Consider the following 24,913-nt stretch of genomic DNA (forward strand, 5'->3'; position numbering starts at 1 on the left):
CGGGCTCTCGCCCCTGCCGCCGGCCGCCCGGCGCGCGTTCCGCACTGCCTCACTGTCCCCAACCCCCCACGCCCACAAGCACGTTGCCCGGCAGCGGTCCGCCGTCGGGCAGGGCCATTGGAAGCGGTGGCACGCCGGTGCGCAACAGACCTGACGAGGCGAGGGCGATTTCCGGACCCGGCCGCCGGCCCACTGTCGCGGGAGCGCCCCGGAATTGTCCGTGGTCCGTAACAGACGGATCCCGTGATCGTTCTCCGTCGTCCTGCCAGATGCACGGAACCGATCGGCACGGCGGAACGACACTTCAGGGGCGGGGACGACATGGCACGGCACGGTGGACGGGGCTGGTACGGGCGGGTGCTGGCGGCGGCGGTCGGGGTGACGGCGGTGGCCGCCGCCACCTCGGTGTGGACGGCGCAGGCCGGCCAGCCCGGCGGCGGGTCCGCCGCCCCGGGTGCCGCCGCGCGGCCCGGCGCGTCGCAGGCGGCGCCCGTGTCCGCGACCATCGTCCACGCCTCCGACCGGGGCGCGCACGCGGTCAACATCACCATCGACGACGGCCCGGACCCGGTCTGGACCCCGCAGGTGCTCCGGCTGCTGCGGGACAACGGCGTGAAGGCGACCTTCTGCATGGTCGGCCCGCAGGCCCAGGCCCACCCGGAGCTGGTCCGGCAGGTGGTGGCCGCCGGTCACCGGCTGTGCGACCACACGGTGGCGCACGACACGGCCATGGACCACAAGTCCCCGGCGTACCAAGCGCGGCAGATCCTCGATGCGGAGCGGCAGATCACCCAGGCGTCGGGCGGTGTGCGGCCCCTGTACTACCGGGCCCCGGGCGGCGCCTTCACCCCGTACAGCCGGAAGCTGGCGGCCTCCCACGGGATGCGGCCGCTGGGCTGGAACGTGGATTCCAAGGACTTCGAGCGGCCGGGCAGCGAGACCGTCGTCGCCACCGTGAAGAGCCAGTTGGCCAACGGTCCCACGATCCTGTTCCACGACGCGGGCGGCGACCGCTCGCAGACGGTGGAGGCGCTGCGCACCCTGCTGCCGTGGCTGAAGCAGCAGGGGTACGCCTTCGGTTTCCCCGTGCGCTGACCGGGCGTTTGCCGGTCATGAGGTCTTTGTACCGGTGAGGCGTTGCACGGGGTGCGTCCGCTGGTCACAGAGTGGTGGAGACCTCTTGTGGGTGTGTTCGGGCAGCGCCTAGCCTCCGAGGCGTTGTGCACAGCGAAACCAGTATTGCGCATGTTGCAACGCCACAGGAGGAGCAGTCCATGAAGCTGTCCGTCCGCCTCGCCGCATTCACCGCGCTCGCCGCCGCGCTGGGCACCGCCTGCGCGCCCCAGACCTCGGGCACCTCCTCGCCCGGCAAGGACGAGAAGACCGGCACCCTGCGCGTCTGGCTCTTCCAGGAGGTCGACAACCAGCCCAAGGAGCGGGTCGTCGACACCGTCCTGGCCGGGTTCGAGAAGGCCCACCGGGGCGCCCGCGTCAGCGTCGAGTACATCCCCGTCGACACCCGCGCCCAGCGCGTCAAGGCCGCCTTCAACGACCCGGGGTCCGCGCCCGACGTCATCGAGTACGGCAACACCGACACCGCCGGCTATGTGCACGACGGCGGACTCGCCGACGTCACCCGGGAGTTCGGTGCCTGGAACGAGGCGAAGGACACCGATGCGACCGCCCGGCAGTCGGTCACCGTGGACGGCAAGGTCTACGGTGCGCCGTACTACGTCGGCATCCGGGCGCTGTACTACCGCACCGACGTCTTCCGACAGCTCGGCCTCCACGTGCCGAAGTCACAGGCCGAGCTGATCACCACCGCGAAGCGGGTGCACGCCGCGCGCCCCGACCTGTACGGCCTCGCGGTCGGCGGCGCCTACACCTACGGCGCGATGCCGTTCATCTGGGCCAACGGCGGCGACCTGGCCACCCGGAAAGGCGGTGGGTACACCTCGGCCATCGCCGGACCGGCCGCCCGCAAGGGCATCACGGCCTACACCTCCCTCTTCGGCGACGACAACTGTCCCGCCGCCAAGTGCGCGGGCATGAACGGCAACGACACGGTGACCGCCTTCGCCGCCGGCAAGGCGGCCATGGCGATCGGCGGCAACTTCAGTCACGCCGCCGTGGACGCCGGGAAGGCCAAGGGGAAGTACGCGGTGGTGCCGCTGCCGGGCGTGCGGCCCGGCTCCATCGCGCCGGCGTTCGCGGGCGGCAACAACATCGGTGTGCTGAAGAGCACCTCGCACCGCACGCTCGCCGTGGACCTGATGAAGCGGCTCGCGGGCAAGGAGACGCAGGGGCGGCTCTTCGACGCGATGGGTTTCCTGCCGACCTTCGCGGACGTACGCGAACAGGCCGCCGCGAGGGACCCGTTCGCGAAGCCGTTCGTCGACACGCTCACCGCCGGCACCCGGTTCGTGCCCGCCTCCCCCGGCTGGGCGCAGATCGACTCCTCGCTGGTGCTGCCGACCATGTTCCAGCAGATCGTCAGCGGCAAGAAGGACCTGCCGGCCGCCGCCGCGGACGCGGCCCGCCGGATGAACGACGCGTTCGGCACCGCGGGATGACGCGAAAGGCGGCCCGCCAAGCCGTACCCCCGCTCTCCCGGCCGCGCCGTGGGTCCCGTGCCCACGCCGGCTGGACACCCTGGCTCTATCTCGCGCCGGCCCTCCTCGTGTCCGGGGCACTGCTGGTCTACCCCGTGTACCAGCTCGGGCTGATGTCGTTCCTGGAGTACACCCAGGCCCAGGTCAGCGGCGGCGAACCGACCCGCTTCCGGGGCCTGGACAACTACACCGGGCTGTTCGCCGACGAGCAGTTCCGGCAGGTGCTGCTGGCGACGGTCGGCTTCGCGGCGGCCTGTGTGGTGTGCACGCTGGCGGTGGGCTGCGCGCTCGCCGTCCTGCTCACCCGGGTCCGCGCCGTCCCGCGGACCGCTCTGCTGCTGGCCGCGCTGGGAGCCTGGGCGACACCGACGGTCACCGGCTCGACGGTCTGGCTGTTCCTCTTCGACCCCGACTACGGCCCGGCCGACCGCCTCCTGGGCCTCGGCGACTATTCCTGGACGTACGGCCGGTACAGCGCCTTCCTGCTGGTGCTGCTCGAAGTCGTCTGGTGTTCCTTCCCGTTCGTGATGGTCACCGTATACGCCGGCATCCGCGCCGTACCCGGCGAGGTGCTGGAGGCCGCCGCCCTGGACGGCGCCTCGCAGTGGCGGATCTGGCGCTCGGTGCTCACGCCGATGCTGCGGCCCATCCTGGTCATCGTCACCGTGCAGTCGGTGATCTGGGACTTCAAGGTCTTCACCCAGATCTACGTGATGACGGGCGGCGGCGGCATCGCCGGGCAGAACCTGGTGCTGAACGTCTACGCCTATCAGAAGGCGTTCGCGTCCTCGCAGTACAGTCTCGGCTCGGCGATCGGCGTCGTGACGCTGGTGATCCTGCTGGCCGTCACGCTCGGCTATCTGCGGCTGCTGCGCCGCCAGGGGGAGGAACTGTGAGCCCCGTACGCGCCCTGCTGCGGCGCCCCTGGCGGACGGCCGCCGAGGCGACCGCGCTGCTGACCGCCGCGGTCGTCGCCTTCCCGCTGTACTGGATGCTGCTCGGCGCGCTCCGGCCGGCCGGGGAGATCCAGTCCACCGAGCCGCGGCCCTGGACGTCCTCGCCCTCGCTCGACTCCTTCCGGCGCGTGTTCGAACAGCACGCCTTCGGCCGGTACTTCGTCAACAGCCTCGTCGTCGCGGTGAGCGTGGTGCTCGCCTCCGCGCTGATCGCGTTCCTCGCCGCGACCGCCGTGACCCGCTTCCGGTTCCGGTTCCGGACCACCCTGCTCGTGCTGTTCCTGGTGGCCCAGATGGTGCCGGTGGAGGCGCTCACCATCCCGATGTTCTTCCTCATGCGGGACGCCGGCCTGCTGAACACGCTGGGGTCCCTGGTCCTGCCGCACATCGCCTTCTCGCTGCCGTTCGCGATCTGGATGCTGCGCGGGTTCGTCCGGGCCGTCCCCGAGTCCCTGGAGGAGGCGGCGTACCTCGACGGGGCCAGCCGTGCGCGGTTCCTGTGGCGGATCCTGTTCCCGCTGGTCCTGCCGGGCCTGGTGGCCACGAGCGTGTTCTCCTTCATCTCCGCCTGGAACGACTTCCTGTTCGCCAAGTCGTTCATCATCAGCGACACCACGCAGTCGACCCTTCCGATGGCCCTGCTGGTCTTCTACAAGCCCGACGAGCCGGACTGGGGCGGGGTCATGGCGGCGTCCACCGTGATGACCGTCCCGGTCCTGGTGTTCTTCGTCCTGGTCCAGCGGCGCCTGGTCTCCGGGCTGGGCGGAGCGGTGAAGGACTGACGCAGGCCGCCCGCCCCCCGCGGCCGGCCGGCGTCGCAGCGCGGGAAAAACCGCTGGCCGGACCCCTGGCCGTGGTGCTGGGATGAGGCGATGCGAGAGGATCACACGGCGGTCGTGGACCGCGGCCGGTACCCGGACGCGGTGACCCCCTGGGAGCGCGAGTCCTGGCGTGCCGGGGCCCTGGAGTGGGTCGCGGACCGGCTCGCCGCGCACGGCCTGGTCCAGGACGGGACCTTGGAGGTGCGGCTGCGGCCGTGGTCGGTGCTCGTCCGGGTGCCCGTGGCCGGGCGGACGGCCGTCTGGTTCAAGGCGAACCCGGAGGCCAGCGCGTTCGAGGGCCCGCTGACCGCCGCGCTGGCCCGCTGGGTGCCCGGGCAGGTGCTGCGGCCGCTGGCCGTCGACGCCGGGCGCGGCTGGTCGCTGCTGCCGCACGGCGGCGAACTGTTCCGGGCCGTGCTGGACCGGGAGCCGGTCGCGCCGCGCGAGTGGGAGGCGCTGCTGCGTCAGTACGCGGGCATGCAGGGCGACTTGGTGCCGCACACGGCCGGGATCGAGCGGCTGGGCGTGCCCTCCGCGCGCACCGCCGGGCTGCCCGCGGTGTTCGACCGCCTGCTCGCCGCGAGCCACGCGCTGGACCCGGACGAGCGCGCCCGGCTGGCGGCCCTGCGGCCCCGGCTCGCCGACTGGTGTGCCGAACTCGCCGCCGTCGGCGTGCCGGACACGCTCGACCACGCCGACCTGCACGACGGCCAGTTGTTCCGGCCGGAGCCGGGCCGGTTCACCTTCTTCGACTGGGGCGACGCCGCCGTCTCCCACCCGTTCTGCAGTCTGCGCGTCACCGCCGAGCGGGCCCGCGACCGCTACGGGCCGCAGGTGCTGCCCCGGCTGCGCGACGCCTATCTGGAACCGTGGACCGGCCCCGGCCGCACGGCCGCGGAACTGCGGCGGGCGGCGGCGCTCGCCTGGCGGCTGAGCGCGCTGGGCCGGGCCGCCTCCTGGGGGCGGATGTTCCCCGGCCCGGCCGGCGCCCGACCGGGAGCGGTCCAGAGCGCCGAGTGGCTGCTGGAACTCCTGGCCGAGCCGCCGTTCGGGGCCGGCTGACCGCCCGGACGGTCAGGGCAGCGGGGTGCCGCCGGTCGCGTTGAGGATCTCGGCCGTGATGAAGCTGGCCTGGGGCGAGGCCAGGTAGACGTAGGCGGGGGCGAGTTCGACGGGCTGGGCCGGGCGGCCGAGCGGGCTCTGCTTGCCGAACTCCGCCGTGTCGGGCAGCGTCGCCGGGATGAGCGGGGTCCACACCGGTCCGGGCGCCACGGCGTTGACCCGGATGCCGCGCTCGGCGACCATCTGGGCCAGCCCCTGGGTGAAGGTGACGATGGCGCCCTTGGTCATCGCGTAGTCCAGCAGCGGCGGGCTGGGCTGGTACGCCTGCACCGACGTGGTGTTGATGACGCAGCCGCCGGCCGGGATGTGCGGCAGGGCGAACTTGGTGAGCCAGAACATGCCGTACAGATTGGTCCGCAGCACGCGGTCGAACTGCTCGGTGCTGATCGCCTCGATGCCGTCCGGCTGGGCCATCTGGTAGGCGGCGTTGTTGACGAGGACGTCGATGCGGCCGAACTCGTCGACCGCCCGCCGGATCAGCTCGCGGCAGTTGCTCTCCTCCCTGATGTCGCAGGGCACGGCGACCGCCTTGCGGCCGGCGTCCTCCACCAGGCGGGCGGTCTCGCGGGCGTCGTCCTCCTCCTCCGCGAGATAGGTGAAGAGCACGTCGGCGCCCTCGCGGGCGTAGGCGAGCGCCACCGCCCGGCCGATGCCGGAGTCCCCTCCCGTGATCACGGTCTTGCGGCCGTCGAGCCGGCCGGAGCCGCGGTAGGAGTCCTCGCCGTGGTCGGGCGGCGGGTCCATCGGGCCGGTGTGCCCCGGATGCGGCTGGTCCTGGGAGGGGAAGTCGGGGCGGGCGTGCTGTGTGACCGGGTTCGGCCGCTCACCCTGCTGGTCCGGCACGGTGGCCTCCTCACGTGTCGCGCGTTCGGTACAGCCGACCGTGTTCCCGCCTCGCGGCGGACGAAAAGCGTCCGGTGCCGGTCAGGGCGTGGGCGCGTCCGGGCCGCCGGCCCGCATCCGGTCCCGCCGGGCGAGGTTGTACAGCCGCAGCAGGTGCTTGGCCACGGCGCAGGGCGCGGCGTCGGCGTGGCACTGGCGGCAGGTCCGCAGGTGCTGCTCGTAGGTGAGGCGCGCGTTTTCCAACGCGTCGTTGACAGAAGACATGGACTTCTCCGGGCAGGGCGCGTCCGGGGAGGGACAGCGCCGAAGTTGACTGACTGGTACACCCGAAGCAAGGTGATCATGTTACTGGCGGTACTGGGAAACTCGTACTGTCACCACGGCCCCGGCCGCCCCGCCGGCCCCCTGCGCGCCCCCTCCCCCGCCCGGCCTTTCACCCCGGCGGGACCGAAGCCGGCGGTGCGTTTCCTCGTTGTCCCGGGAGGCCGGGTACCGCTCGGCGGGAAACCACGTGAAGCTCCGCGTGGGGTCTGGACGACATCGCCCGGGTCTTCGCCGGGCTGTGGGAGCGGGTCTGCGCGCGGGCCACGGTCGGCTGCCTGTGGAACGACGGCCTGTACGGCCGGCTGCTACGGCACGAGCGGTACGGGTTCCCGGCCGCGCTGTCGGATCGCGGCCACACGCTCGCCGACCTCGGCGCCTACCGGGAGCCGGCCGGCGACCTCCAGGACGAGGCCGACCGGCTGCGCGACCTCGGCGCGGAGATCGTCACCAGCGCGGCCACCGCGGCCGACCTGGCCCTCTTCCACCGCCGGGTCCGCGAGGCGGGGCTGCGGCTCCGGCTGATCACCTGCTCGCGCCGGCTGACCTACCCGCACCCCCACACCCGTCCGGCGCCCGAGGTGCACGCCGAACCCGGCGCCGCGCGGGTGGGCACGCTCGTCTACTGGAGCCCGGGCCACCCCTGCCGCTCCAGCCTGGACGGCATCACGGCCGCGGAGCCGGCCCGCGCCTACCAGGAGGACACCGGTGATCCCTGGCTTCCAGCCCCTGGGACTCGCACACGCCCTGCTGGAGACCGCCCGCCACGCCCTGGCCACGGCCGCCGACCCGGCCGACCGCGCCGCGGTCGCCGACGCCCTCGCCCGCACCCGGCTCGGCACCGTCGCCGGCCGGCTGGACTTCACCGCCGGACCGACCCCGAACATCGCGCTGCTCCCGCTGGTGGGCGGCCAGTGGCAACCGGGCCCGGACTGCCCCCGCCTGACCGTGGTCGACAACACGGCCCACCCAGCCGTACCCCTGACAGCCGAACTGACCCCGACCGACTGAGCGGGCCCCGCGCGGTCACCCTCCTGTCCGTAGTCGCCGGGCGTGTTCCAGGAAGGCCGTCAGGCCGACGTCGAAGGCGCGGTCGGCGCGGCCCTCGCCGACCGCGGCGAGGGCCTGGGCGAGACGTGGGGTCGGGGCGCCCGCCGTCAGTTCCCACATCGTCTCGGGGGCGGCGAGGTCGAGGGCCGAGCCCAGCACCAGGTTCTCCAGGGCGATGAGCAGCGGCATGATCTCGGCCGGTGCGAACCCGGCCGCCAGCAGGACGCCCACCGCGCGCTCGTACTGGGCCAGCACCCGGGGCGCGCGGACGGGCGAGGTCATGAGCAGCGGGATCACCCGGGGATGGGCGGCGAACGCGGCCCGGTAGGACCGCGCCCACGCCTCCACGGCCGCGTCCCACGGGGTCGCGTCCAGCGTGCCCGGGTCGATGGCCGCGCTGATGTGCTCGCGCAGCAGTTCCACGATGCCGTCCCGGCCGTCCACGTGGTGGTAGACGGACCCGGTCTGCACGCCCAGCTTCCGGGCGATGCGCGGGACGCTGAAGTCGCCCGTCTCGTCGACGAGCCGGAGCGCCGTGGCGGTGATGCGCTCGCGGTCGAGGAGCGGTGTGCGCGGCCGTCCCATGATCGGTGTTCCCCCCTGAGGTCTTCCCGGATGCCCAACGGCAGGTTACATTGCGGAAACCGAAAGCCTTTAGGTTTACGGCTTCGGGGGCCGCCATCCCGTCGTGCCCCCGCGAGACACCGGCTCCGTACGGCCCACCCCGGCCGTGCCCGCCGGCGCCCGCGAACCCGGCTGCCCCACCACCGGGACCCCCTCCCCTCTCGCCGCCAGAAGGGCTCCCCGCATGTCCGTGTCCACCCGCGAGATCCCGGAGGAGGCCGCGCCGTCCGGCGCGGCCGCCCTCCGCTCCGGCACGCTCGGCACCGCCGACATCACCTTCTTCGTCGTCTCCGCCGCCGCGCCGCTGACCGTGATGGCCGGAGTCGCCCCGCTCGCCATCCTGCTGGGCGGTGTCGGCGCGCCCGTCGGTTATCTGCTGGCCGGGCTGACCCTGGCCGTCTTCGCCGTCGGCTTCACCACCATGAGCCGCCATGTCACCGGCGGCGGCGCGTTCTACGCCTACATCACCCGGGGCCTGGGCCGCCCGGCCGGCGTCGGCGCCGCCCTGCTCGCCCTGGTCGGCTACAACGGCATGGAGATCGGGGTCTACGGCCTGCTCGCCACCACCACCCGGGACACCCTGCACACCCTGTTCGGCGCCGACGTGCCCTGGCTGCCCGTGTCCCTGGTCGGTCTGGTGCTGATCGGCTACGGCGGCTACCGCTCGATCGACTTCGGCGCCAAGCTGCTCGGGATACTGCTGGTCGCCGAGACCGGGATACTCGTCCTGCTCGCGGGCGGGGTGCTGCTGCGGGGCGGCGCGCACGGCCTCTCCCTGGCCTCGCTGACCCCGGACCGGGTGTTCGTGCCGGGCACGGCGGCCGTCCTCGCCTTCGCCTTCGCGGCGTTCACCGGTTTCGAGTCCACCGTCATCTACCGCCGCGAGGCCCGCGACCCCGAACGCACGGTCCCGCGCGCCACCTACGCGGCGGTCGGCTTCCTCGGCCTGTTCTACGCCTTCATCGTCTGGATCGCCGTCCAGGCGTTCGGCGACGACCAGGTGGTGCGGGCCGCGGGCGAGGACCCGGCCGGGCTCTTCTTCACCGCGATCACCACCTACGTTGGCGGCTGGGCGGCCGGCCTGATGCACGTCTTCATCGTCACCAGCGTGCTCGCCTCGCTGCTCGCCTTCCACAACGCCATCAACCGCTACGCGCTGGCCCTGGCCGAGGAGGGCGTGCTGCCCCGCCGCCTCGGCCGCGTCCACGGCCGGCACCGCTCCCCGTACGTCGCCGGTCTCGCGCAGACCGCGCTCGGCGCCGTGGTCGTCCTCGTCTTCCGGGCCGCCGGCGCCGATCCGTACCAGCAGCTCCTGCTGTGGGTGAACACCCCGGGGATGATTGGCCTGTTGCTGCTGCAACTGCTGGCCGCGATCGCCGTGCTGTGCTACTTCCGGCGGGTACGGCACACCGAGGGCCGGGTGCGCACGGTGCTGGCCCCGGCCCTCGCCGCCGTCCTGCTGACGGCCGCGATCGTGCTGGTGGTCGGCCATATCGACCTGTTCACCAGCGCGTCCCCGACCGTGAACACCGTGCTCGCCGCCGTCGCGCCCGTCGTCTTCCTGCTCGGTCTGCCGCTGGCGTGGTGGCTGCGCCGCAACCGCCCGGCCGTCTACGCCGCGTTCGGCACCGAACCCACCGAATGACCCTTCCTCACCCAGGAGTTCACAGCATGCCCGCTGCCGGTCTGATCCTCACAGGCGCCCACGTCCACACGCTCGACCCCGCCCGCCCCGCCGCCACGGCCGTCGCCCTGCACGACGGGCTGATCACCGCCGTCGGCACGGCGGACGACGTCCCGGACTGGCGCGGCCCCGGCACCGAGGTCGTCGATCTGGGCGGCGCGCACCTCGTGCCCGGTCTGACCGACGCGCACAGCCACCCGGTGTGGGGGCTCGGCATGGCGACCGGCACCGACCTGTCCGGCGTGACGGACCTGGCCGGACTGCGCGCGGCGCTCGCCGGGGCCGAGCGGCTGGCGGGCTGGGTGGTGGGCCACGGCCTGGACCACAACGCGTTCGAGGGCCGCCCGGTCCACCACGAACTGGTGGCGGACGTCCTGGGGGCCACCCCGGCCTTCCTGCGGCTGTACGACGGCCACTCCGCCCTCGCCAACGGCCCCGCCCTGGCCGCCGCCGGGGTGGCCGGGCCGCGCGCCTTCGACCAGCGGGCCCAGGTGGTGTGCGACGCCGCCGGCCGGCCCACCGGGCATCTGGTGGAGCACGCGGCGATGGACCTGGTCACCGAGGTCATGCCCCGGCCGTCGTACGCCGAACGGCGGGCGCGGCTGCTGGAGTTGCTGTCCGCCATGGCCGCGACCGGGCTGACCGGCGCCCATGTCATGGACGGCGGGGACCTGGAGCTGGTGGAGGCGGTGGCGCGGGAGACCGTGCTGCCGGTGCGGCTGCGGTTCGCGCCCTGGTGCATGCCGGGCGCGGACGCCGACGCGCTGCGCGAACTGGTCGAGGCGCAGGGCAGGGGCGGCCGGCACTGGGTGGTCGGCGGGGTCAAGTTCTTCATGGACGGCACCGTGGAGGGCGGCACGGCCTGGCTGGAGCATCCCGACTGCCACGGCCAGGGCACCGACGCGTTCTGGCCGGACCCGCACGCCTACGCCGAGGCGGTCCGGACCCTGCACGCGGCCGGTGTCCGCACCGCCACGCACGCCATCGGGGACGCGGCCGTACGGCACGTCCTGGACACCGTGGCCTCGCTCGGACCGGGCGGGTACGGCGCGCACCGGATCGAGCACATCGAGACGGCGCCCGACGAACTGCTGCCCCGGTTCGCCGAGTTGGGGGTGGCGGCCTCGCTCCAGCCGCCGCACACCGGCTACACGCGCGACGACGGCACCGACGAGTGGTCGCGGCGGCTGGGCGGCGACCGGGCCGCCCGCGCCTGGCGGCTGCGCGACCTGCGGGAGGCCGGTGCCACGGTTGCCCTCGGCTCGGACTGGCCCATCGCGCACTACGACGTGCGGGCCGTGCTGGCGACGGCCCGCCGGCCCAGGGGTGCCGCGGCGCACCGGCCGGGGCTTACCCCCGTACAGGCGCTGGAGGGCTGCACCAGCCATGCGGCGGCCGCCGCCGGGGAGAGCGCCGTCGCCGGCCGGATCGCGCCCGGCCGCCGCGCCGACCTCACCGCGCTCGGCGTCGACCCGGTACGGGCGCCCGGAGACGAACTCGTCGACGCGCCCGTGGCGTTGACGGTCACCGGCGGGCATGTGGTGCACCGGGGACCGGGCTGGTAGGACCTCGTCGTACGAGAACCACGCGCGGACCCGCGCCGGCGCGGTGGCGCAGACTGGGAGGATGAACGACTTCGGCCTGATCTGCCAGGACACCGCTCCCGAGTGGTACGGACGGCTGCGCGCGCGGAGCGACGACCTCTCGCCCGCCGACTGGCTCACCGTGCGCGGGCCCGGGCAGGGCGCGTTCGGCACCGTGGCGGGCGTCGCCGCGCCGGGCTTCGCCGCCTACGCGCGCGTCCTGCACCCGGCCGCGCTCGACGAGCGGCCGGTGCGCTGGTCGGCCGTGGCCGCCGCTCGGGGAACCCGGATCACGCCGGGCGTCCGCTGGCACGAGGTCATCGGCACGGACCGGGAGTACGTCGAGCGCTCCGGTCCCGGAGTGCCGGGCGTGTGGGACGAGCATCCCGCCGAGGGCCCGACACCGCCCGGGGTGGCGCGGGCGCTGCTGCCCGTGCTGGCCCGGCACACCCGGACTCCGGAGCGGTGCTGGTTCGGGCTGTGGCACGGGTACGGCCGCTGGGACTGGGACCGGTTCCCCACGTTCGGGACACCGGGCCGGGAGGAGGTCCTGCTCGCCGGCCGGCTGGCCGACGTCGTCTCCCCGGTGGCCATGGACGAGTTCTCCGAACTCCCCGACCTGTGGTGGCCGCAGGACCGCGCGTGGATCGTCGGCGGCGACGTGGATCTGGTCAGCACCTACGTCGGCGGCTCGGCGGAGCTGATCGCCGGTCTGCTGGCCGCGCCCGGCCTGGAGGCGCACCCGGTGGCACCGGGCGACCTCGTCGGCTGACGGCCGGAAGCGGGACGCCGCAGGAAGCGGCGTCCCGCGTGGCGGGTGACGGCTACGGCGTCACGACGCGGCCGCCGAAGGTCACCGCGAGGTGGCCGTCGGAGGCGAAGGACCAGCCGAGGGCGCCCGCGTACGAGGAGCAGCGGGAGCCGTTGGTGCCGGTCCAGAACTGGTTGGAGGCGTCGGCGTCGCCGATGGTCTTGTCGTTCGAGCCGCTGCCGGCGAAGCGGCACGAGGTGTTGGTGCGGAACACGGACGTGCCCTTGTCGAACGAGAAGTTCCGCTCGGCGTTGTCGATGCCGACGTTGCTGGAGATCGTCATCTTGCCCGGGTTGCTGTTGTAGGTGAACCCGTGGTGGCCGTTCTTGTAGGCGATGCTGTGCTGGACGACGTGGTTGACGGCGATGTCGTCGCCGCCCAGCTTGTAGCCGTTGCGGTCGCCGTTGGAGTTGACGGTGCCGTCACTCAGCGTGCCGTTGCCGTAGGACAGGGAGTACTCGATGGTCACCGGGCCGATGGCGCCGGTGTCCGTCTTGGTGTACAGGTCCCAGCCGTCGTCGATGTTGTTGTGGGAGACGTCGTAGCGGAAGACGTTTCCGGTGCCGGTGGTCAGCTTCGCGGCGAAGCCGTCGGCGTCCTCGCCGTCGGAGTCGGCGTTGTCGTGCGACTCGGAGCTGACGATCAGGTTGTTCGACGGCCACTGCGAGTTGGGCGTGGTGGAGGCGATCCGGCCGAGCTGGAGCCCGGTGTCCCGGTTGTAGGCGGTCACCGCGCGCTCGACGATGTTGTTGCTGCCGCCGACGAAGATGCCGTTGTCGCCGGCGTGCTCGACGGTCAGGCCGGACAGCCGCCAGTAGTTGGCGTTGAGCTGGATGCCCCGGTTGGCGGGAGCCTCGGTCTGCGCCGAGAAGTTCAGGACGGGTTTCTCGCCGGGGTAGGCGGACAGGGTGGTCCGGGCGGCGGCCGTGCCGTCGCGGCCGGCCGGGATGGTGACCGTGGCCGCCGGGGTGTACGTGCCGCCGCGCAGGTAGATCGTGCCGCCGGAGGTGATCCGGCTGATGGCCGAGGTGAGCGTGGTCGGGGCCGATTCCGTGCCGGCCGCGCCGTCGGTGCCCTTCGGCGACACGTAGAGCACGGTGCCGGCCGCCGCCGCGGCCCCGCCGGCGGCGGGCGAGGCGGAGCCGGGCCCACCGGCCTGGTACGGGGCGGGCACGGCCAGGGCCGTGGTGCCGGACAGCGCGACGAGCGCGCCGGTGAGCAGACCGGCGCACGCGATGGCTGGTTTCAGTTGCATCGGCTTGTCTCCCTGCGGGTTGACTCGGCTGTGCGGATGCGAGTGGTCCAGGGGGGTGAACCCGGCCCCCGGTCGTGGCATGGTGGCCGGGTGAGGGAAAGCGCTTTCTCCCTGGACCTTCCCGACGGTAGAGAGACGTCATGCACACGTCAACCACCGCGTACATGATTCATATTCAGATAGGTGAATGGGGAAGGAGTGCGGGGTTATTCGCCGGGCGCCAGAGTGCGGGCCACGATCGCCGCCGCGTCGGCGATCAGGGCCTGGTCCACCGGGGCGTCCCTGGTGCTCTTGCCGGACAGGACGGCCAGCACGAGCGGGGTCCCCCGGGTCGTCCAGGCCACGCCGATGTCGTGGGCGCTCGCGTAGTCGCCGGTGCCGGTCTTGTCGGCCACGACCCAGCCCGCGGGCAGCCCCTTGCGGAACCGCTCGGCACTGGTGGTGTTGCCCTTCAGCCAGCCGACCAGGCGCTCGCGGTCGGCAGCGGCCAGCGCCCGGCCCAGGGCGACGCGCTCCAGGCTCGCGGCGGCGGCCGCCGCGGTCGTGGTGTCCCGCGGGTCGCCCGGGATCGCCGTGTTCAGCTCGGGCTCCCACCGGTCGAGCCGGCTCACCTCGTCGCCCAGCGACCGGTAGAAGCGGGTCAGGCCGGCCGGGCCGCCGATCTCCCGGAGCAGCAGGTTGCCGGCCGCGTTGTCGCTGTACTGGATCGCCGCCGCGCACAGGTCGGCCACGGTCATGCCGGTCGCCACCTGCTCCGCGGTGCGCGGGGAGTTGGGCAGGAGGTCGTGCGGCGGGTAGTGCACCACGCGGTCCAGGGGCGCGCGGCCGGCGTGGTCGCGCAGCACCGCCGCCGCGGCGAACGCCTTGAACGTCGAGCACATCGCGAACGGCTCCCCGGCCCGGTGGGCCACGGTCCGCCCGGTGCGGACGTTGCGCGCGTACACGCCGAGCCGGGCGCCGTAGCGCCGCTCCAGCCCGGCCAGTTCGGCCTGCCCGGCGCGCGACCGGGCGTCCGGGGCCGCCGACGCGGCCGGCGCGGACCGCGCGGTGGCGGTCAGCGCGGTGCCGGCGACCGCGAGACCGCCCTGGAGCAGGCGGCGGCGCGGCAGCGGGGGGAGACGGTCGGTCCTGGGCATGGGCGTACTCCTTCACGGGTCGTCCGCCGCCGGCGTCCGGCCGGCGACGAGGACAGCGAACCAGCGGGAGGGCAGCCATGTCCAAGAGGGAACTTTGAACGACTCATGCCTTGTTGATATGACTGCCGGATGGATCTGCTGGCACATCTCGAGGCGTATGTGGCGACGGCCGAGGAGGCGGGCTTCTCCCGGGCCGCCGACCGGCTCGGCATCGCCCAGCCCCTGCTCAGCCGCCGGATCAAGACGCTGGAGGAGCATGTCGGCGGCTCGCTGTTCGACCGGTCCCGGCGGCAGATCACGGTCACCGAGCTGGGCGTGCTGCTGCTGCCGTACGCCCGGGACGTGCTCGACCGGGCGCAGCGGCTGCGGCAGGCCGCCCGTTCGGCCCAGCGCTCGCGGGTGCGCGCCGTCGGCGTGCCGGCGGACTGCGCGCCGGCCGCGCTCGCCCGGGTCATCCGCGCCGGCACCGAGCACGGCGTCACCCTGGGCATGCGTGAACTGCCGCCCCTGGAGCGGGTGTCCGGGCTGGCGGACGGTTCCCTCGGCTGGGCTCTGGTGCGGGCCGCTCCGGAACAGGCCGCGTTCCGGGTGCCGTTGGGGCTGGCGTCCGCGCCGGTCCCGGACGGCGCGGGAAGCGAGGCCGGACGGCGCACGGTCCACCTCGAAGAGCTGCGGCCACGCCGCGGTCGCGCCGCCGGACGCGGCACCGCCCCGCCCCTGTTGCTGCTGACGGAGGATCAGGTGCCGTACTACACCGACCGGCTGGGCCGGGCCGCGGCCCGCGCCGGGCTGTCCGAGGAGCGGATCCGGCCCGCCGGACCGGCGGCCACCGCGCTCGCCGAGACGCTGGCCGGGCATGCGCTGCTGCTGTGCGCCGAACCGTTCGCCCGGCAGCACGGCGCCCACTGGGCGCCGCTGGCCGACCGCGCGCTGCACCGCGGGTACGACGTGAGCGCCGGCCGGGACCGGGACGGCGCGGGCGAGGTGCCGCACTGGCTGGCCGCGCTGCTGGCGTCCGCGGTGGGCGCCGTACCGCACCGGCGCGGCGGGCCGGCGCCCGGGGAGGGGTCCGGGGCCGGGTACGGCCCGGGGCCGGGGGCCGGGGACGTTCCGGCGCGGCTGGCGGCGCGCGGATGAGCGCGGCTGGCGGCGCGCGGATGGGCACGGCGGCGCACCACCCGGTGTACACCGGCGGCCACGGCGCCCTCCTGGACGTCGCGGAGGCCATCGCCGCGGACTGGGCGGCGCTGGGCGTGCGCGGCTCCTTCCTCGCCCGCAACCTCGACACGGGCGAGCAGCTCGGCTTCGACGCGGACGAACCGGTGCCCCTCGCGTCGGTGGCGAAGGTCCCGCTCGCCCTGGTCGTGCTGGACCGGATCGCGGCCGGCGAGCTGGACCCGGCACGGCCGGTGACGGTGGACCCCGGCACCAGCAGCGTCGGACCCACCGGGCTCGCCGCCTTCCGGCACCCGGCCACCGTGGCCGTGGGCGACCTGCTCCTGCTGATGCTGTCGGTGAGCGACAACGCCGCGGCGGACGCGCTGTTCGCGCTGGTCCCGGCGGCGGAGGTGGACGCCCGGCTGCGCGCCTGGGGATGTGCCGGGATCCGGGTGCGGCACCGGATGAACCACCTGTACGAGTGCGCGGCCGGTGCCGCCGGCAACGACTTCTCCCTCGCGCTGGAGCTGGCCGTCCGGGACGAGCGGGCGGGCCGGCACACCATCGAGACCCTGGACCCGGCGCACGCCAACGCGGGTTCGGCCGCGGCGCTCGTCGGTCTGCTCCAGCGGGTGTGGCGCGACGAGATCGCCACTCCCTCGGCGACGGCGGAGCTGCGCCGGCTGATGGGGCTCCAGGTCTTCACGCACCGGCTGGCGGGCGAGCTGCGCACGGACACCCTGCGGTGGAGCGGGAAGACCGGTTCGTTCCTGCATCTGCGGCACGAGGCGGGCGTGGTGGAGGCGGAGTCCGGGGAGCGGGTGGCGATGGCGGCGCTGACCCGCGCGGGGCGTTCCGCCGGGGTGGCGGCGGACATCGATCTGGCGATCGGGATGGCGGGGCGGGAGGCGTTCGAGGCGCTGCGCGGGTAGCGCGGGCGGGCCGGCGCCGTGGGAAGGCCGGTCGGGCGGGCGGGGAGTGCGGCCCCCGCGCGCCTGGTCCGTCAGGGCAGCAGGCGCTGTTCCTTTGCCAGCGCCACCGCTCCCGCCCGGGTCTCCACGCCCAGTTTGTCGTAGATGCGGCGCAGATGGGTCTTGACGGTGGCCTCGCTGATGTAGAGGGCGCGCGCGATGGCGTGGTTGGCCAGGCCACGGGAGAGATGGGCGAGGATGTCGCGTTCCCGGGGTGTGAGGGCGGGGCGCGGGTCGCGCAGCCGGGACATGACCCGGTCGGCGACCGGGGGCGAGAGCGCCGGGCGGCCCCGGGCCGCGGCGTGGATCGCCGTGAACAGGTCCTCGGCGCGCTCGGCCTTCAGCAGATAGCCGGTGGCACCCGCCTCGACGGCGCGGGTGACGTCGGCGTCGGTGTCGTACGTGGTGAGGACCAGGACGTGCGGGGCGGACGGCTGGGCGCGCAGCCGGCGGGTGGTCTCGACGCCGTCGATGCCCTCGCCCAGTTGCAGGTCCATGAGGACGACGTCCGGGGCCGTCCTGCGGGCCAGCGCGAGCGCCTCCTCGCCGCTGCCGGCCTCGCCGACGACCTCGATGCCGGGCGCGCTGTGCAGGAGCGCCAGCAGTCCGGCGCGTACGACGGCGTGGTCGTCGCAGACGAGGATGCGCACCGGGGTCCGGGCGGCCGTACCGGGCGGGTGGGTCATCTCGGCTCCCAGGGGATCGCCGCCGACAGGGCGGTGCCCTCGCCCGGCGCCGACTCGACGGTGAGGGTGCCGCCCAGCTGACGCAGGCGGGCGCGGATGGCGGGCAGGCCGTGGCCGCGCTCCCCCACGCCGGCCGCGGAGGCGGCGGGGGTGGCGGGGGTGGCGGGAGTGCGCGGGTCGAAGCCGCGGCCGTCGTCCGTGACGTCCAGCACGATCTGGTCGTCCAGGCAGGTCAGGGTGAGGGTGGCGGTCGTGGCCGCCGCGTGTTCGCGGACGTTGGCCAGGGCGCCCTGGGCGATGCGCAGCAGGGCGGACTCCACGGGCGCGGGCAGCGGCCGGGGCGGGGTGCCCTCGGTGTGCACGCGGACGGTGAGCGCCGGTGTCGTCTCGCGTTCGGCGACGGCGTGCAGCGCCCGGTGCAGGCCGCCGCCCCCGGCCAGGTCGGCCGGGGTGAGGTCGTGCACGAAGCGGCGGGCCTCGGCGAGGCCGTGCTCGGCGGTCGCCGCGGCCGTGCGGACGTGGTCGCGGGCCGTGCCGGGCGCGGTGTCCCACAGCCGGTCGGCGGCCTGGAGCAGCATGCGCTGGCTGGACAGGCCCTGGGCGAGCGTGTCGTGGATCTCCCGGGCGAGCCGTTCGCGTTCGGCGAGGGTGCCCTCGCGGCGTTCGGTGGCGGCGAGGTCGCGCCGGGTCCGCACCAGGTCGGCGATCAGCGCGCCCTGGCGGGCCGCCTGGCGCTGCATGACGACGAAGACGGTGGTGGCCACGGCGGCCACCGCGGGCGGTGCCAGCAGCACGTTCGGGTCGGCCCAGCCCGCCAGGCGGAGCTGGGCGGCCACCGCGAGCGCGGTCAGCACGGCCACCAGCGGCACCGCGGCGCGCGGCGGGAGGGTGCGCAGGCCGGTGTAGAAGAGCGGGACCGCGCACCAGGCGAAGCTGGGGGCCAGGACGACGAGCAGGGCCCAGGCCGCCACGACCAGGCCGAGCCAGGTCAGCCGGCGCGGGGTGGGGCGGACGCCGAGGGCGGGACCGAGGGCGTAGAGCCCGGCCAGCAGCGCGGACAGGGCGATCACCCACGGGGTGTGGGGACCGTCGGCGTGCCGGGCCAGGTAGCGGGCGGCGGAGGCGAAGAGCAGCACGAAGAACGCCGTGTGCATGACGACGGCGAGGACGCGGGTGTCGTCGCGCTCGGCTACGGCCATCGTCGGCACCTCCCTCGGATCCGCGCTGAACTGGGCAAACACCCTCCATTGTGCCCGGGTGCGCGAACCGCGGGGTCATCCGATCGGATGACCCCCGGGACATCCGGTCCACCGACCGGGCACCGTCCGTTCCGGGCCCAGGATCGATGGCGGAAGCGCATCCGCTCCCCTCGCCCCACCGGAAGGAAACCCCGGCATGCCCAGCCGCACGAAGCCGTCCCGCCGTACCCGTGTCCTGGTGGGCGGCGCCGCCCTCGCCGCCCTGGCCGCCGGTGCGGCCGGCACGGTCGCCGCCAGCGCCGCCGACTCCCCCGGCGCCACCGCCGCCGCGCCCGCGACCGCCCGTGACGGGGAGCTGACCCGGCACACGCGGCTGACCGTGGACGCCGCCGAGAAGGCGGCGCGGGCCGCGCTGGAGGCCGCCGGGAAGGACGGCCGGCAGGTGTCCGTGGCCGTCGTCGACCGCGACGGCAACACCGTGGTCACCCTGCGCGGGGACGGCGCGGGCCCGCAGTCGTACGAGTCCGCCCAGCGCAAGGCGTACACCGCGGTCTCCTGGAACGCGCCGACCTCGGAGCTGGCCGGGCGGCTGACGCAGACGCCGAACCTGAAGGACATCCCGGGCACGCTGTTCCTCGCGGGCGGCACGCCGGTGACCGCCAAGGGCGCGCCGGTCGCGGGCATCGGTGTCGCGGGCGCCCCGTCGGGCGACCTGGACGAGCGGTACGCGCGGGCGGGCGCGGCGGTGCTCGGCCGCTGACCCCGGCCGGCACCGGCGGGCAGGAAGACAGCGCGTCCGGGCCTGCCCCCGCGGGGCGGACCCGGACGCGCTGTCCGGCCGGTCAGACCAGGTCGAACCGGTCCGCGTCCATCACCTTGTGCCACGCGGCGACGAAGTCCTTGACGAACTTCTCCTTCGCGTCGTCACTCGCGTAGACCTCGGCGAGGGCGCGCAGCTCGGAGTTGGAGCCGAAGACGAGGTCGGCCCGGCTGCCGGCCCACTTCACCTCGCCCGTGCTCGCGTCCCGGCCCTCGAAGGTGGTCTGGTCCTCGGACGTCGCCTTCCACGCCGTGCCCGGGTCGAGCAGGTTGACGAAGAAGTCGTTGGTGAGGACGCCGGGCGTCTTGGTGAGGACGCCGAGCTGCGACTGCTGGTAGGTGGCGCCGAGGACGCGCAGACCGCCGACCAGCGCGGTCAGCTCGGGCGCGCTCAGGCTCAGCAGGTTGGCCTTGTCCAGCAGCAGGTACTCGGCCGGCAGGCGGTTGCCCTTGCCGAGGTAGTTGCGGAAGCCGTCCGCGGTCGGCTCCAGCGCCTCGAAGGACTCGGCGTCGGTGTGCTCCTCGCCGGCGTCCACGCGGCCCGGGGTGAAGGGCACCTCCACCGCGAAGCCGCCCTCCTTGGCGGCCTTCTCCACGGCGGCGGCACCACCGAGGACTATCAGGTCGGCCAGGGAGACCTTCTTGGCGCCGGAGGAGGCGTTGAACTCCTGCTGGATGCCCTCCAGGGTGCGCAGCACCAGGGCCAGCGCGTCGGGCTCGTTGACCTCCCAGCCGCGCTGCGGGGCGAGGCGGATACGGGCGCCGTTGGCGCCGCCGCGCTTGTCGCTGGCGCGGAAGGTGGAGGCCGACGCCCAGGCGGTGGTGACCAGTTGGGTCACGGACAGGCCCGAGTCGAGCAGCTTCGTCTTCAGGGCCGCGACGTCCGCGTCGTCGATCAGCTCGCCCTCGCGCTCCGGCAGCGGGTCCTGCCACAGCAGGGTCTCCTGCGGCACCTCCGGGCCGAGGTACAGCGACTTCGGGCCCATGTCACGGTGGGTCAGCTTGTACCAGGCGCGGGCGAAGGCGTCCGCGAACTCCTCCGGGTTCTCGTGGAACCGGCGGGAGATGGGCTCGTAGACCGGGTCGAAGCGCAGCGCCAGGTCGGTGGTGAGCATCGTCGGGCGGTGCTTCTTCGCCGGGTCGTGCGCGTCGGGGATGATCTCCGGGGCGTCCTTGGCGACCCACTGGTGCGCGCTGGCCGGGCTCTGGGTCAGCTCGTACTCGAACTCGAACAGGTTCTTGAAGAAGCCGTTGCTCCACCGGGTCGGCGTGCTGGTCCAGGTCACCTCCAGACCGGAGGTGATGGCGTCCGCGCCCTTGCCGGTGTTGTAGGTGTTCCGCCAGCCGAGGCCCTGCTCCTCCAGGCCGGCGGCCTCCGGGTCGGGGCCGACGTGGTCGGCGGGGCCGGCGCCGTGGGTCTTGCCGAAGGTGTGGCCGCCGGCGATCAGGGCGACGGTTTCCTCGTCGTTCATCGCCATCCGGCGGAACGTCTCACGGATATCGCGGGCCGCGGCGAGCGGGTCCGGGTTGCCGTTCGGGCCCTCCGGGTTGACGTAGATCAGACCCATCTGGACGGCGCCGAGCGGGTTCTCCAACTCGCGGTCGCCGGTGTAGCGCCGGTCGTCGAGCCAGGTGGTCTCGGGACCCCAGTAGACGTCCTCCTCGGGCTCCCAGACGTCCTCGCGGCCGCCGCCGAAGCCGAAGGTCTGGAAGCCCATCTGCTCCAGGGCCACGTTGCCGGTGAGGACCAGCAGGTCGGCCCAGGAGATGCTCTGGCCGTACTTCTTCTTGACCGGCCACAGCAGCCGGCGGGCCTTGTCGAGGTTGGCGTTGTCGGGCCAGCTGTTGAGCGGGGCGAAGCGCTGCTGGCCGGCGCCGGCGCCGCCGCGGCCGTCGCTGATGCGGTAGGTGCCGGCGCTGTGCCAGGCCATGCGGATCATCAGCGGGCCGTAATGGCCGAAGTCGGCGGGCCACCAGTCCTGGGAGGTGGTCAGCACCTCGGCGATGTCCTGCTTCACGGCCGCGAGGTCGAGGGCCTTGAAGGCCTCGGCGTAGTCGAAGTCCTCGTCGAGCGGATTGGCCACGGCCGGGTTCTTGGCGAGAATCTTCAGGTTCAGCCGCTCCGGCCACCACTGACGGTTGCCGCCCCCCTGGGTCGGGTGCAGGGCCCGGTCGTGCGCGACGGGGCAACCGCCGCTCTCGCCCTCCGACTTGGCGTCTGTGACGATCGCGTCGTGGTTCTCAGTCATGGCAATCCTTCCGAACTGTGCGGAACTCGGTGCTCAGGATCTGCGGCCGGTGGAACAGTCGGGGCACAGGCCCCAGTACACGACCTCGGCCTCGTCGATGGCGAAGCCGCGGTCGTCCGAGGCGGTCAGGCAGGGCGCGTCGCCGACGGCGCAGTCGACGTCGGCCACGGCCGCGCAGGACCGGCACACGATGTGGTGGTGGTTGTCGCCCACGCGTCCCTCGAACCGGGCCGGGTGGCCGGCCGGTTCGATACGGCGTACGAGACCCGCCGCGGTCAGCGCGTGCAGGGCCTCGTAGACGGCTTGCAGCGAGATGTGGCCCACGCGGTCACGGACTTGGGAGGCGATCGCCTCGGCGCCGAGGTGGTCGCCGCCCCGGACGGTCTCCAGCAGCGCGACGCGGGCCGCCGTCACACGCAGTCCGGCACCGCGCAGCTCCTCGGCGGTGGTCGGTGTCCGGGAGGCGGTCATGGCGCTGAACCTACCGGCATAAACACGAACGGTTCAAGGAAATGAAGAATGCAATTCTGGCCGCCTTCCGGATGCGGTGTTCTGCGGTGTTCCAGGGGGCGGACCGCCACACGAAACGCACGAACCTCGTACGGTGGGAAAGTCTGACTTAGTGGTCGAAGTGGTCGAAGTGGTCGTCGGGAGGGACGCCGGTGGACCTGGACAGCGTCGCCGACGAGCTGTACGCGCTGCGGCCGGAGGAGTTCGTCGCGGCCCGCGACCGGCGTGCCCTGGACGCCCGCGCGGCCGGTGACCGGGCCCTGGCCAAGGCGATCGGCGCGCTGCGGCGGCCCAGCCTGGCCGCCTGGGCCGGCAACCTCCTGGTACGCCATGAGCCGGCGGAGGTCCAGCCGCTGGCCGCCCTCGGCGAGGAGCTGCGCCGGGCGCACCGCGAACTGGACGGCGCGCGGCTGCGCGAACTGACCCGGCGGCGCAACGAGGTGATCGGCGCGTTGGGGCGGGAGGCCCGGCGGCTGGCCGCGCGGGAAGGGCACCCGGTGGGCGACGACGTGCAGCGCGAGGTCGAGCAGACCCTGCACGCCGTACTCGCCGACCCGGAGGCGGCCCGCGAGTGGGCCACGGGCCGCCTGGCGAAACCGCTCCGGCCCATGTCCGGTTTCCCCCAGCCGGACGAGACCGCCCTGAAACACCACACGGTCTCTTCAGCGACGACCGCACCGAAGGGCCGCGCTGGAGCGAAGAGGCCCGGCGGAGCCGAGAAGCCCGGCGGGGTGGAAAGGCCCGGTCGGGTGGAGAAGCGCGGTGGGGTGGAGGGGCCCGGCGGCAAGGAAAGGTCCGGTGGGGTGGCGAGGCCCGGCGGAGCCGAGAGGCCCGGCGGAGCCGAGAGGTCCGGTCGGGCCGGGAAGACCGCCGCCGTCAGGAAGTCCGGTCGGGCCGGGAAGGCCGGGGCGGGGGGCGGACCCGTCGGGGCCGGGGTTTCCGGGACGGCCGAAAAGCCCCCCGGGACAAGGGAGTTCGGCGGAGTCGAGACGGAACGTGGGTCGGGGGTGGCGCGGCGTGCGGACGAGCTGGCGCACCGGCGCCGGCTCCGCGAGGCGCGCGACGCCGTGCGCGCCGCCGAGAAGGAGCTGCACGCCCGCGAGACGGAGGCCCGCGCCGCCGAGCGGGAGGCGGCGAGCGCCCGCGACCGCGTGGCCGGGGCGGACGAGCGTGTGCGGGCGCTGCGCGCCGAGTTGCGCGGCGCCGAGGAGGAGCGGCGGCGGGCCCGTACCGAGGAGCAGACGGCACGGGACCGCGCCCGGCAGGCCGGCCGCGCCGTACAGGAGGCCCGGCGCCGCGCCGGGACCGCCGCGGCCCGGGCGGACCGGCTGGGCAGCGGATAGCGGACCGGGGACAGCGGTACGACGGCCGGCCCGCCGCACGGGAGGAGGCGGGGCGCCGTACGCGCACGCTGTCGCCGCCACGATGCGGGGCCGCCCCCGTCCGTTTCCGAGGACACCGGTCGCCGGGCGGCGCCCGCACAGCGGGTCGTCACGCCCCCGTACCCTCTTCCCGTGCCAGCCTCCCGCCTGCATCGCGTCGCCGTCCTCGTGCTCGAAGGCGCGAAACCGCTCGATGTCGGAATCCCCGCGCAGGTGTTCACGACCCGCGCGAGCATGCCGTACGAGGTGCGGGTGTGCGGGGCGGCACCCGGTCTGGTGACCGGCGGCGACGGACTCGCGTACTACGTCGCCCACGGACTCGACGCCCTCGCGTGGGCGGACATCGTCTTCGTCCCCGGCTACCGGTTCCCGGACCGCGACGACCCGCCGCCGGCCGTAGTCGACGCGCTGGTCGCCGCCCACACCCGGGGCGCGCGGCTCGCCGCCATCTCGACGGGCGCCTTCGCGCTCGCCGCCACCGGTCTGCTCGACGGCCGGCGCGCCACGACCCACTGGCACTACACCCGGGCACTCGCGGCCAGGCACCCGCTCGTCCAGGTCGACGAGAACGTGCTGTTCGTCGACGAGGGCAGCGTGCTCACCTCGGCCGGCGCCGCCTCCGGCATCGACCTGTGCCTGCACATCCTGCGCGGCGACCTCGGGGTGGCCGCGTCCAACCACGCGGCCCGCCGCCTGGTCGCGGCCCCCTACCGCAGCGGCGGCCAGGCCCAGTACGTGCCGCGCAGCGTCCCCGAGCCGCTCGGCGAGCGGTTCGCCGACACCCGCGAGTGGGCGCTGCACCGGCTCGGCGAACCCCTCACCCTCGACATACTGGCGCGGCAGGCCGGGGTCTCGCCGCGCACGTTCTCCCGGCGCTTCGTCGAGGAGACCGGCTACACCCCGATGCAGTGGGTGATGCGCGCCCGCATCGACCTGGCCCGCGAACTGCTGGAGCGCTCCGAACGCGGCGTCGAGCAGATCGCCGCCGATGTCGGCCTCGGCACCGGCGCGAACCTGCGGCTGCACTTCCAGCGCATCCTGGGCACCACCCCGAGCGAGTACCGGCGCACCTTCACCCGGGGCGAATGAACCGCCCCGGACCGCCTGGCGGGATCCTTTTG

Annotated in this window: 24 protein-coding genes; 14 read left to right on the forward strand and 10 right to left on the reverse strand. The window is 74.2% G+C overall.

The features are described 5' to 3' along the window. The first annotated feature begins 321 nt into the window (after nucleotides 1-321). The 5 genes from ACZ4SV_RS04885 to ACZ4SV_RS04905 all read left to right on the forward strand — a co-directional run bounded on the left by ACZ4SV_RS04885 (nucleotide 322) and on the right by ACZ4SV_RS04905 (nucleotide 5,451). Nucleotides 322-1,095: a polysaccharide deacetylase family protein gene (locus ACZ4SV_RS04885; RefSeq protein ID WP_468001450.1), complete on the forward strand. Its 774-nt coding sequence runs from the start codon at nucleotides 322-324 to the stop codon at nucleotides 1,093-1,095. Nucleotides 1,096-1,274: 179 nt separating this feature from the next. After that, the gene (locus tag ACZ4SV_RS04890; RefSeq protein ID WP_468001452.1) at nucleotides 1,275-2,573 is read left to right on the forward strand and encodes an extracellular solute-binding protein; all 1,299 of its coding nucleotides are present in this window, start codon (nucleotides 1,275-1,277) and stop codon (nucleotides 2,571-2,573) included. Beyond that, entirely contained in the window at nucleotides 2,570-3,508 is a 939-nt protein-coding gene (locus ACZ4SV_RS04895; RefSeq protein ID WP_365877562.1) for a carbohydrate ABC transporter permease, read from the forward strand. The genes ACZ4SV_RS04890 and ACZ4SV_RS04895 overlap by 4 nt, the downstream gene beginning before the upstream one ends. Further along, on the forward strand, nucleotides 3,505-4,350 hold the full coding sequence (locus tag ACZ4SV_RS04900; RefSeq protein WP_365877560.1) for a carbohydrate ABC transporter permease: 846 nt from the start codon (nucleotides 3,505-3,507) through the stop codon (nucleotides 4,348-4,350). Before ACZ4SV_RS04895 ends, ACZ4SV_RS04900 begins: the two co-directional genes overlap by 4 nt. Nucleotides 4,351-4,440: 90 nt before the next feature. Further along, nucleotides 4,441-5,451 (forward strand): aminoglycoside phosphotransferase family protein, encoded by a 1,011-nt coding sequence (locus tag ACZ4SV_RS04905; RefSeq protein WP_468001455.1) that lies wholly within the window; start codon nucleotides 4,441-4,443, stop codon nucleotides 5,449-5,451. A 12-nt stretch (nucleotides 5,452-5,463) separates the two neighbouring features. Here ACZ4SV_RS04905 and ACZ4SV_RS04910 read toward each other — a convergent pair whose 3' ends face one another. From ACZ4SV_RS04910 to ACZ4SV_RS04920, 3 genes are all read right to left on the reverse strand, one after another. After that, nucleotides 5,464-6,354: an SDR family oxidoreductase gene (locus tag ACZ4SV_RS04910; RefSeq protein WP_468001457.1), complete on the reverse strand. Its 891-nt coding sequence runs from the start codon at nucleotides 6,352-6,354 to the stop codon at nucleotides 5,464-5,466. An 81-nt stretch (nucleotides 6,355-6,435) separates the two neighbouring features. Then, nucleotides 6,436-6,618, reverse strand: a complete 183-nt coding sequence (locus ACZ4SV_RS04915; protein ID WP_468001459.1) for a hypothetical protein — start codon at nucleotides 6,616-6,618, stop codon at nucleotides 6,436-6,438. Nucleotides 6,619-6,983: 365 nt separating this feature from the next. Further along, on the reverse strand, nucleotides 6,984-7,163 hold the full coding sequence (locus ACZ4SV_RS04920) for a hypothetical protein (protein WP_468001461.1): 180 nt from the start codon (nucleotides 7,161-7,163) through the stop codon (nucleotides 6,984-6,986). A 220-nt stretch (nucleotides 7,164-7,383) separates the two neighbouring features. On the opposite strand from ACZ4SV_RS04920, the gene ACZ4SV_RS04925 reads away from it, so the two are divergent. Then, complete coding sequence (locus ACZ4SV_RS04925; RefSeq protein WP_468001463.1) at nucleotides 7,384-7,686, forward strand: hypothetical protein; 303 nt, start codon at nucleotides 7,384-7,386, stop codon at nucleotides 7,684-7,686. Nucleotides 7,687-7,701: 15 nt separating this feature from the next. Here ACZ4SV_RS04925 and ACZ4SV_RS04930 read toward each other — a convergent pair whose 3' ends face one another. Beyond that, entirely contained in the window at nucleotides 7,702-8,310 is a 609-nt protein-coding gene (locus ACZ4SV_RS04930) for a TetR/AcrR family transcriptional regulator (protein WP_468001465.1), read from the reverse strand. Between the two features lie 223 nt (nucleotides 8,311-8,533). On the opposite strand from ACZ4SV_RS04930, the gene ACZ4SV_RS04935 reads away from it, so the two are divergent. From ACZ4SV_RS04935 to ACZ4SV_RS04945, 3 genes are all read left to right on the forward strand, one after another. Further along, a complete protein-coding gene (locus ACZ4SV_RS04935; protein WP_468001467.1) occupies nucleotides 8,534-9,994 on the forward strand; it encodes an APC family permease in 1,461 nt (486 codons plus the stop codon). 26 nt (nucleotides 9,995-10,020) lie between these two features. Beyond that, nucleotides 10,021-11,598, forward strand: a complete 1,578-nt coding sequence (locus ACZ4SV_RS04940) for an amidohydrolase (protein ID WP_468001469.1) — start codon at nucleotides 10,021-10,023, stop codon at nucleotides 11,596-11,598. Nucleotides 11,599-11,659: 61 nt separating this feature from the next. Next, entirely contained in the window at nucleotides 11,660-12,388 is a 729-nt protein-coding gene (locus tag ACZ4SV_RS04945; RefSeq protein ID WP_468001471.1) for a hypothetical protein, read from the forward strand. Nucleotides 12,389-12,440: 52 nt separating this feature from the next. Here ACZ4SV_RS04945 and ACZ4SV_RS04950 read toward each other — a convergent pair whose 3' ends face one another. Beyond that, nucleotides 12,441-13,682, reverse strand: coding sequence for a right-handed parallel beta-helix repeat-containing protein (locus tag ACZ4SV_RS04950; RefSeq protein WP_468001473.1), 1,242 nt, complete (start codon nucleotides 13,680-13,682; stop codon nucleotides 12,441-12,443). Between the two features lie 206 nt (nucleotides 13,683-13,888). Continuing rightward, nucleotides 13,889-14,818 carry a class A beta-lactamase gene (gene bla / locus ACZ4SV_RS04955; RefSeq protein WP_468001475.1) on the reverse strand — a complete coding sequence of 310 codons (930 nt, stop codon included), beginning with the start codon at nucleotides 14,816-14,818 and terminating at the stop codon, nucleotides 13,889-13,891. Between the two features lie 129 nt (nucleotides 14,819-14,947). Between bla and ACZ4SV_RS04960 the strand changes: the two genes are divergently transcribed. Both ACZ4SV_RS04960 and ACZ4SV_RS04965 read left to right on the forward strand, forming a co-directional pair. Next, the gene (locus ACZ4SV_RS04960; protein WP_468001477.1) at nucleotides 14,948-15,955 is read left to right on the forward strand and encodes a LysR family transcriptional regulator; all 1,008 of its coding nucleotides are present in this window, start codon (nucleotides 14,948-14,950) and stop codon (nucleotides 15,953-15,955) included. Then, entirely contained in the window at nucleotides 15,952-16,908 is a 957-nt protein-coding gene (locus tag ACZ4SV_RS04965) for a serine hydrolase (protein ID WP_468001479.1), read from the forward strand. Before ACZ4SV_RS04960 ends, ACZ4SV_RS04965 begins: the two co-directional genes overlap by 4 nt. A 71-nt stretch (nucleotides 16,909-16,979) precedes the next feature. On the opposite strand, the gene ACZ4SV_RS04970 is transcribed toward ACZ4SV_RS04965, so the two are convergent. Continuing rightward, nucleotides 16,980-17,633, reverse strand: a complete 654-nt coding sequence (locus ACZ4SV_RS04970; protein ID WP_468001481.1) for a response regulator — start codon at nucleotides 17,631-17,633, stop codon at nucleotides 16,980-16,982. Beyond that, nucleotides 17,630-18,832: a sensor histidine kinase gene (locus tag ACZ4SV_RS04975; RefSeq protein WP_468001483.1), complete on the reverse strand. Its 1,203-nt coding sequence runs from the start codon at nucleotides 18,830-18,832 to the stop codon at nucleotides 17,630-17,632. The genes ACZ4SV_RS04970 and ACZ4SV_RS04975 overlap by 4 nt, the downstream gene beginning before the upstream one ends. A 196-nt stretch (nucleotides 18,833-19,028) precedes the next feature. Between ACZ4SV_RS04975 and ACZ4SV_RS04980 the strand changes: the two genes are divergently transcribed. Continuing rightward, a complete protein-coding gene (locus ACZ4SV_RS04980) occupies nucleotides 19,029-19,592 on the forward strand; it encodes a GlcG/HbpS family heme-binding protein (protein ID WP_468001485.1) in 564 nt (187 codons plus the stop codon). An 82-nt stretch (nucleotides 19,593-19,674) separates the two neighbouring features. Here ACZ4SV_RS04980 and katG read toward each other — a convergent pair whose 3' ends face one another. Continuing rightward, entirely contained in the window at nucleotides 19,675-21,900 is a 2,226-nt protein-coding gene (gene katG, locus ACZ4SV_RS04985) for a catalase/peroxidase HPI (protein WP_468001487.1), read from the reverse strand. 33 nt (nucleotides 21,901-21,933) lie between these two features. Next, a complete protein-coding gene (locus ACZ4SV_RS04990) occupies nucleotides 21,934-22,371 on the reverse strand; it encodes a Fur family transcriptional regulator (RefSeq protein ID WP_365883586.1) in 438 nt (145 codons plus the stop codon). A 191-nt stretch (nucleotides 22,372-22,562) separates the two neighbouring features. Between ACZ4SV_RS04990 and ACZ4SV_RS04995 the strand changes: the two genes are divergently transcribed. After that, complete coding sequence (locus tag ACZ4SV_RS04995; RefSeq protein WP_468001489.1) at nucleotides 22,563-23,753, forward strand: hypothetical protein; 1,191 nt, start codon at nucleotides 22,563-22,565, stop codon at nucleotides 23,751-23,753. Between the two features lie 171 nt (nucleotides 23,754-23,924). Then, nucleotides 23,925-24,881 (forward strand): GlxA family transcriptional regulator, encoded by a 957-nt coding sequence (locus ACZ4SV_RS05000; protein ID WP_397934839.1) that lies wholly within the window; start codon nucleotides 23,925-23,927, stop codon nucleotides 24,879-24,881. The last annotated feature ends 32 nt before the right edge of the window (nucleotides 24,882-24,913 follow it).

It is taken from the genome of Streptomyces sp. NPDC027672 (genome assembly GCF_055566335.1).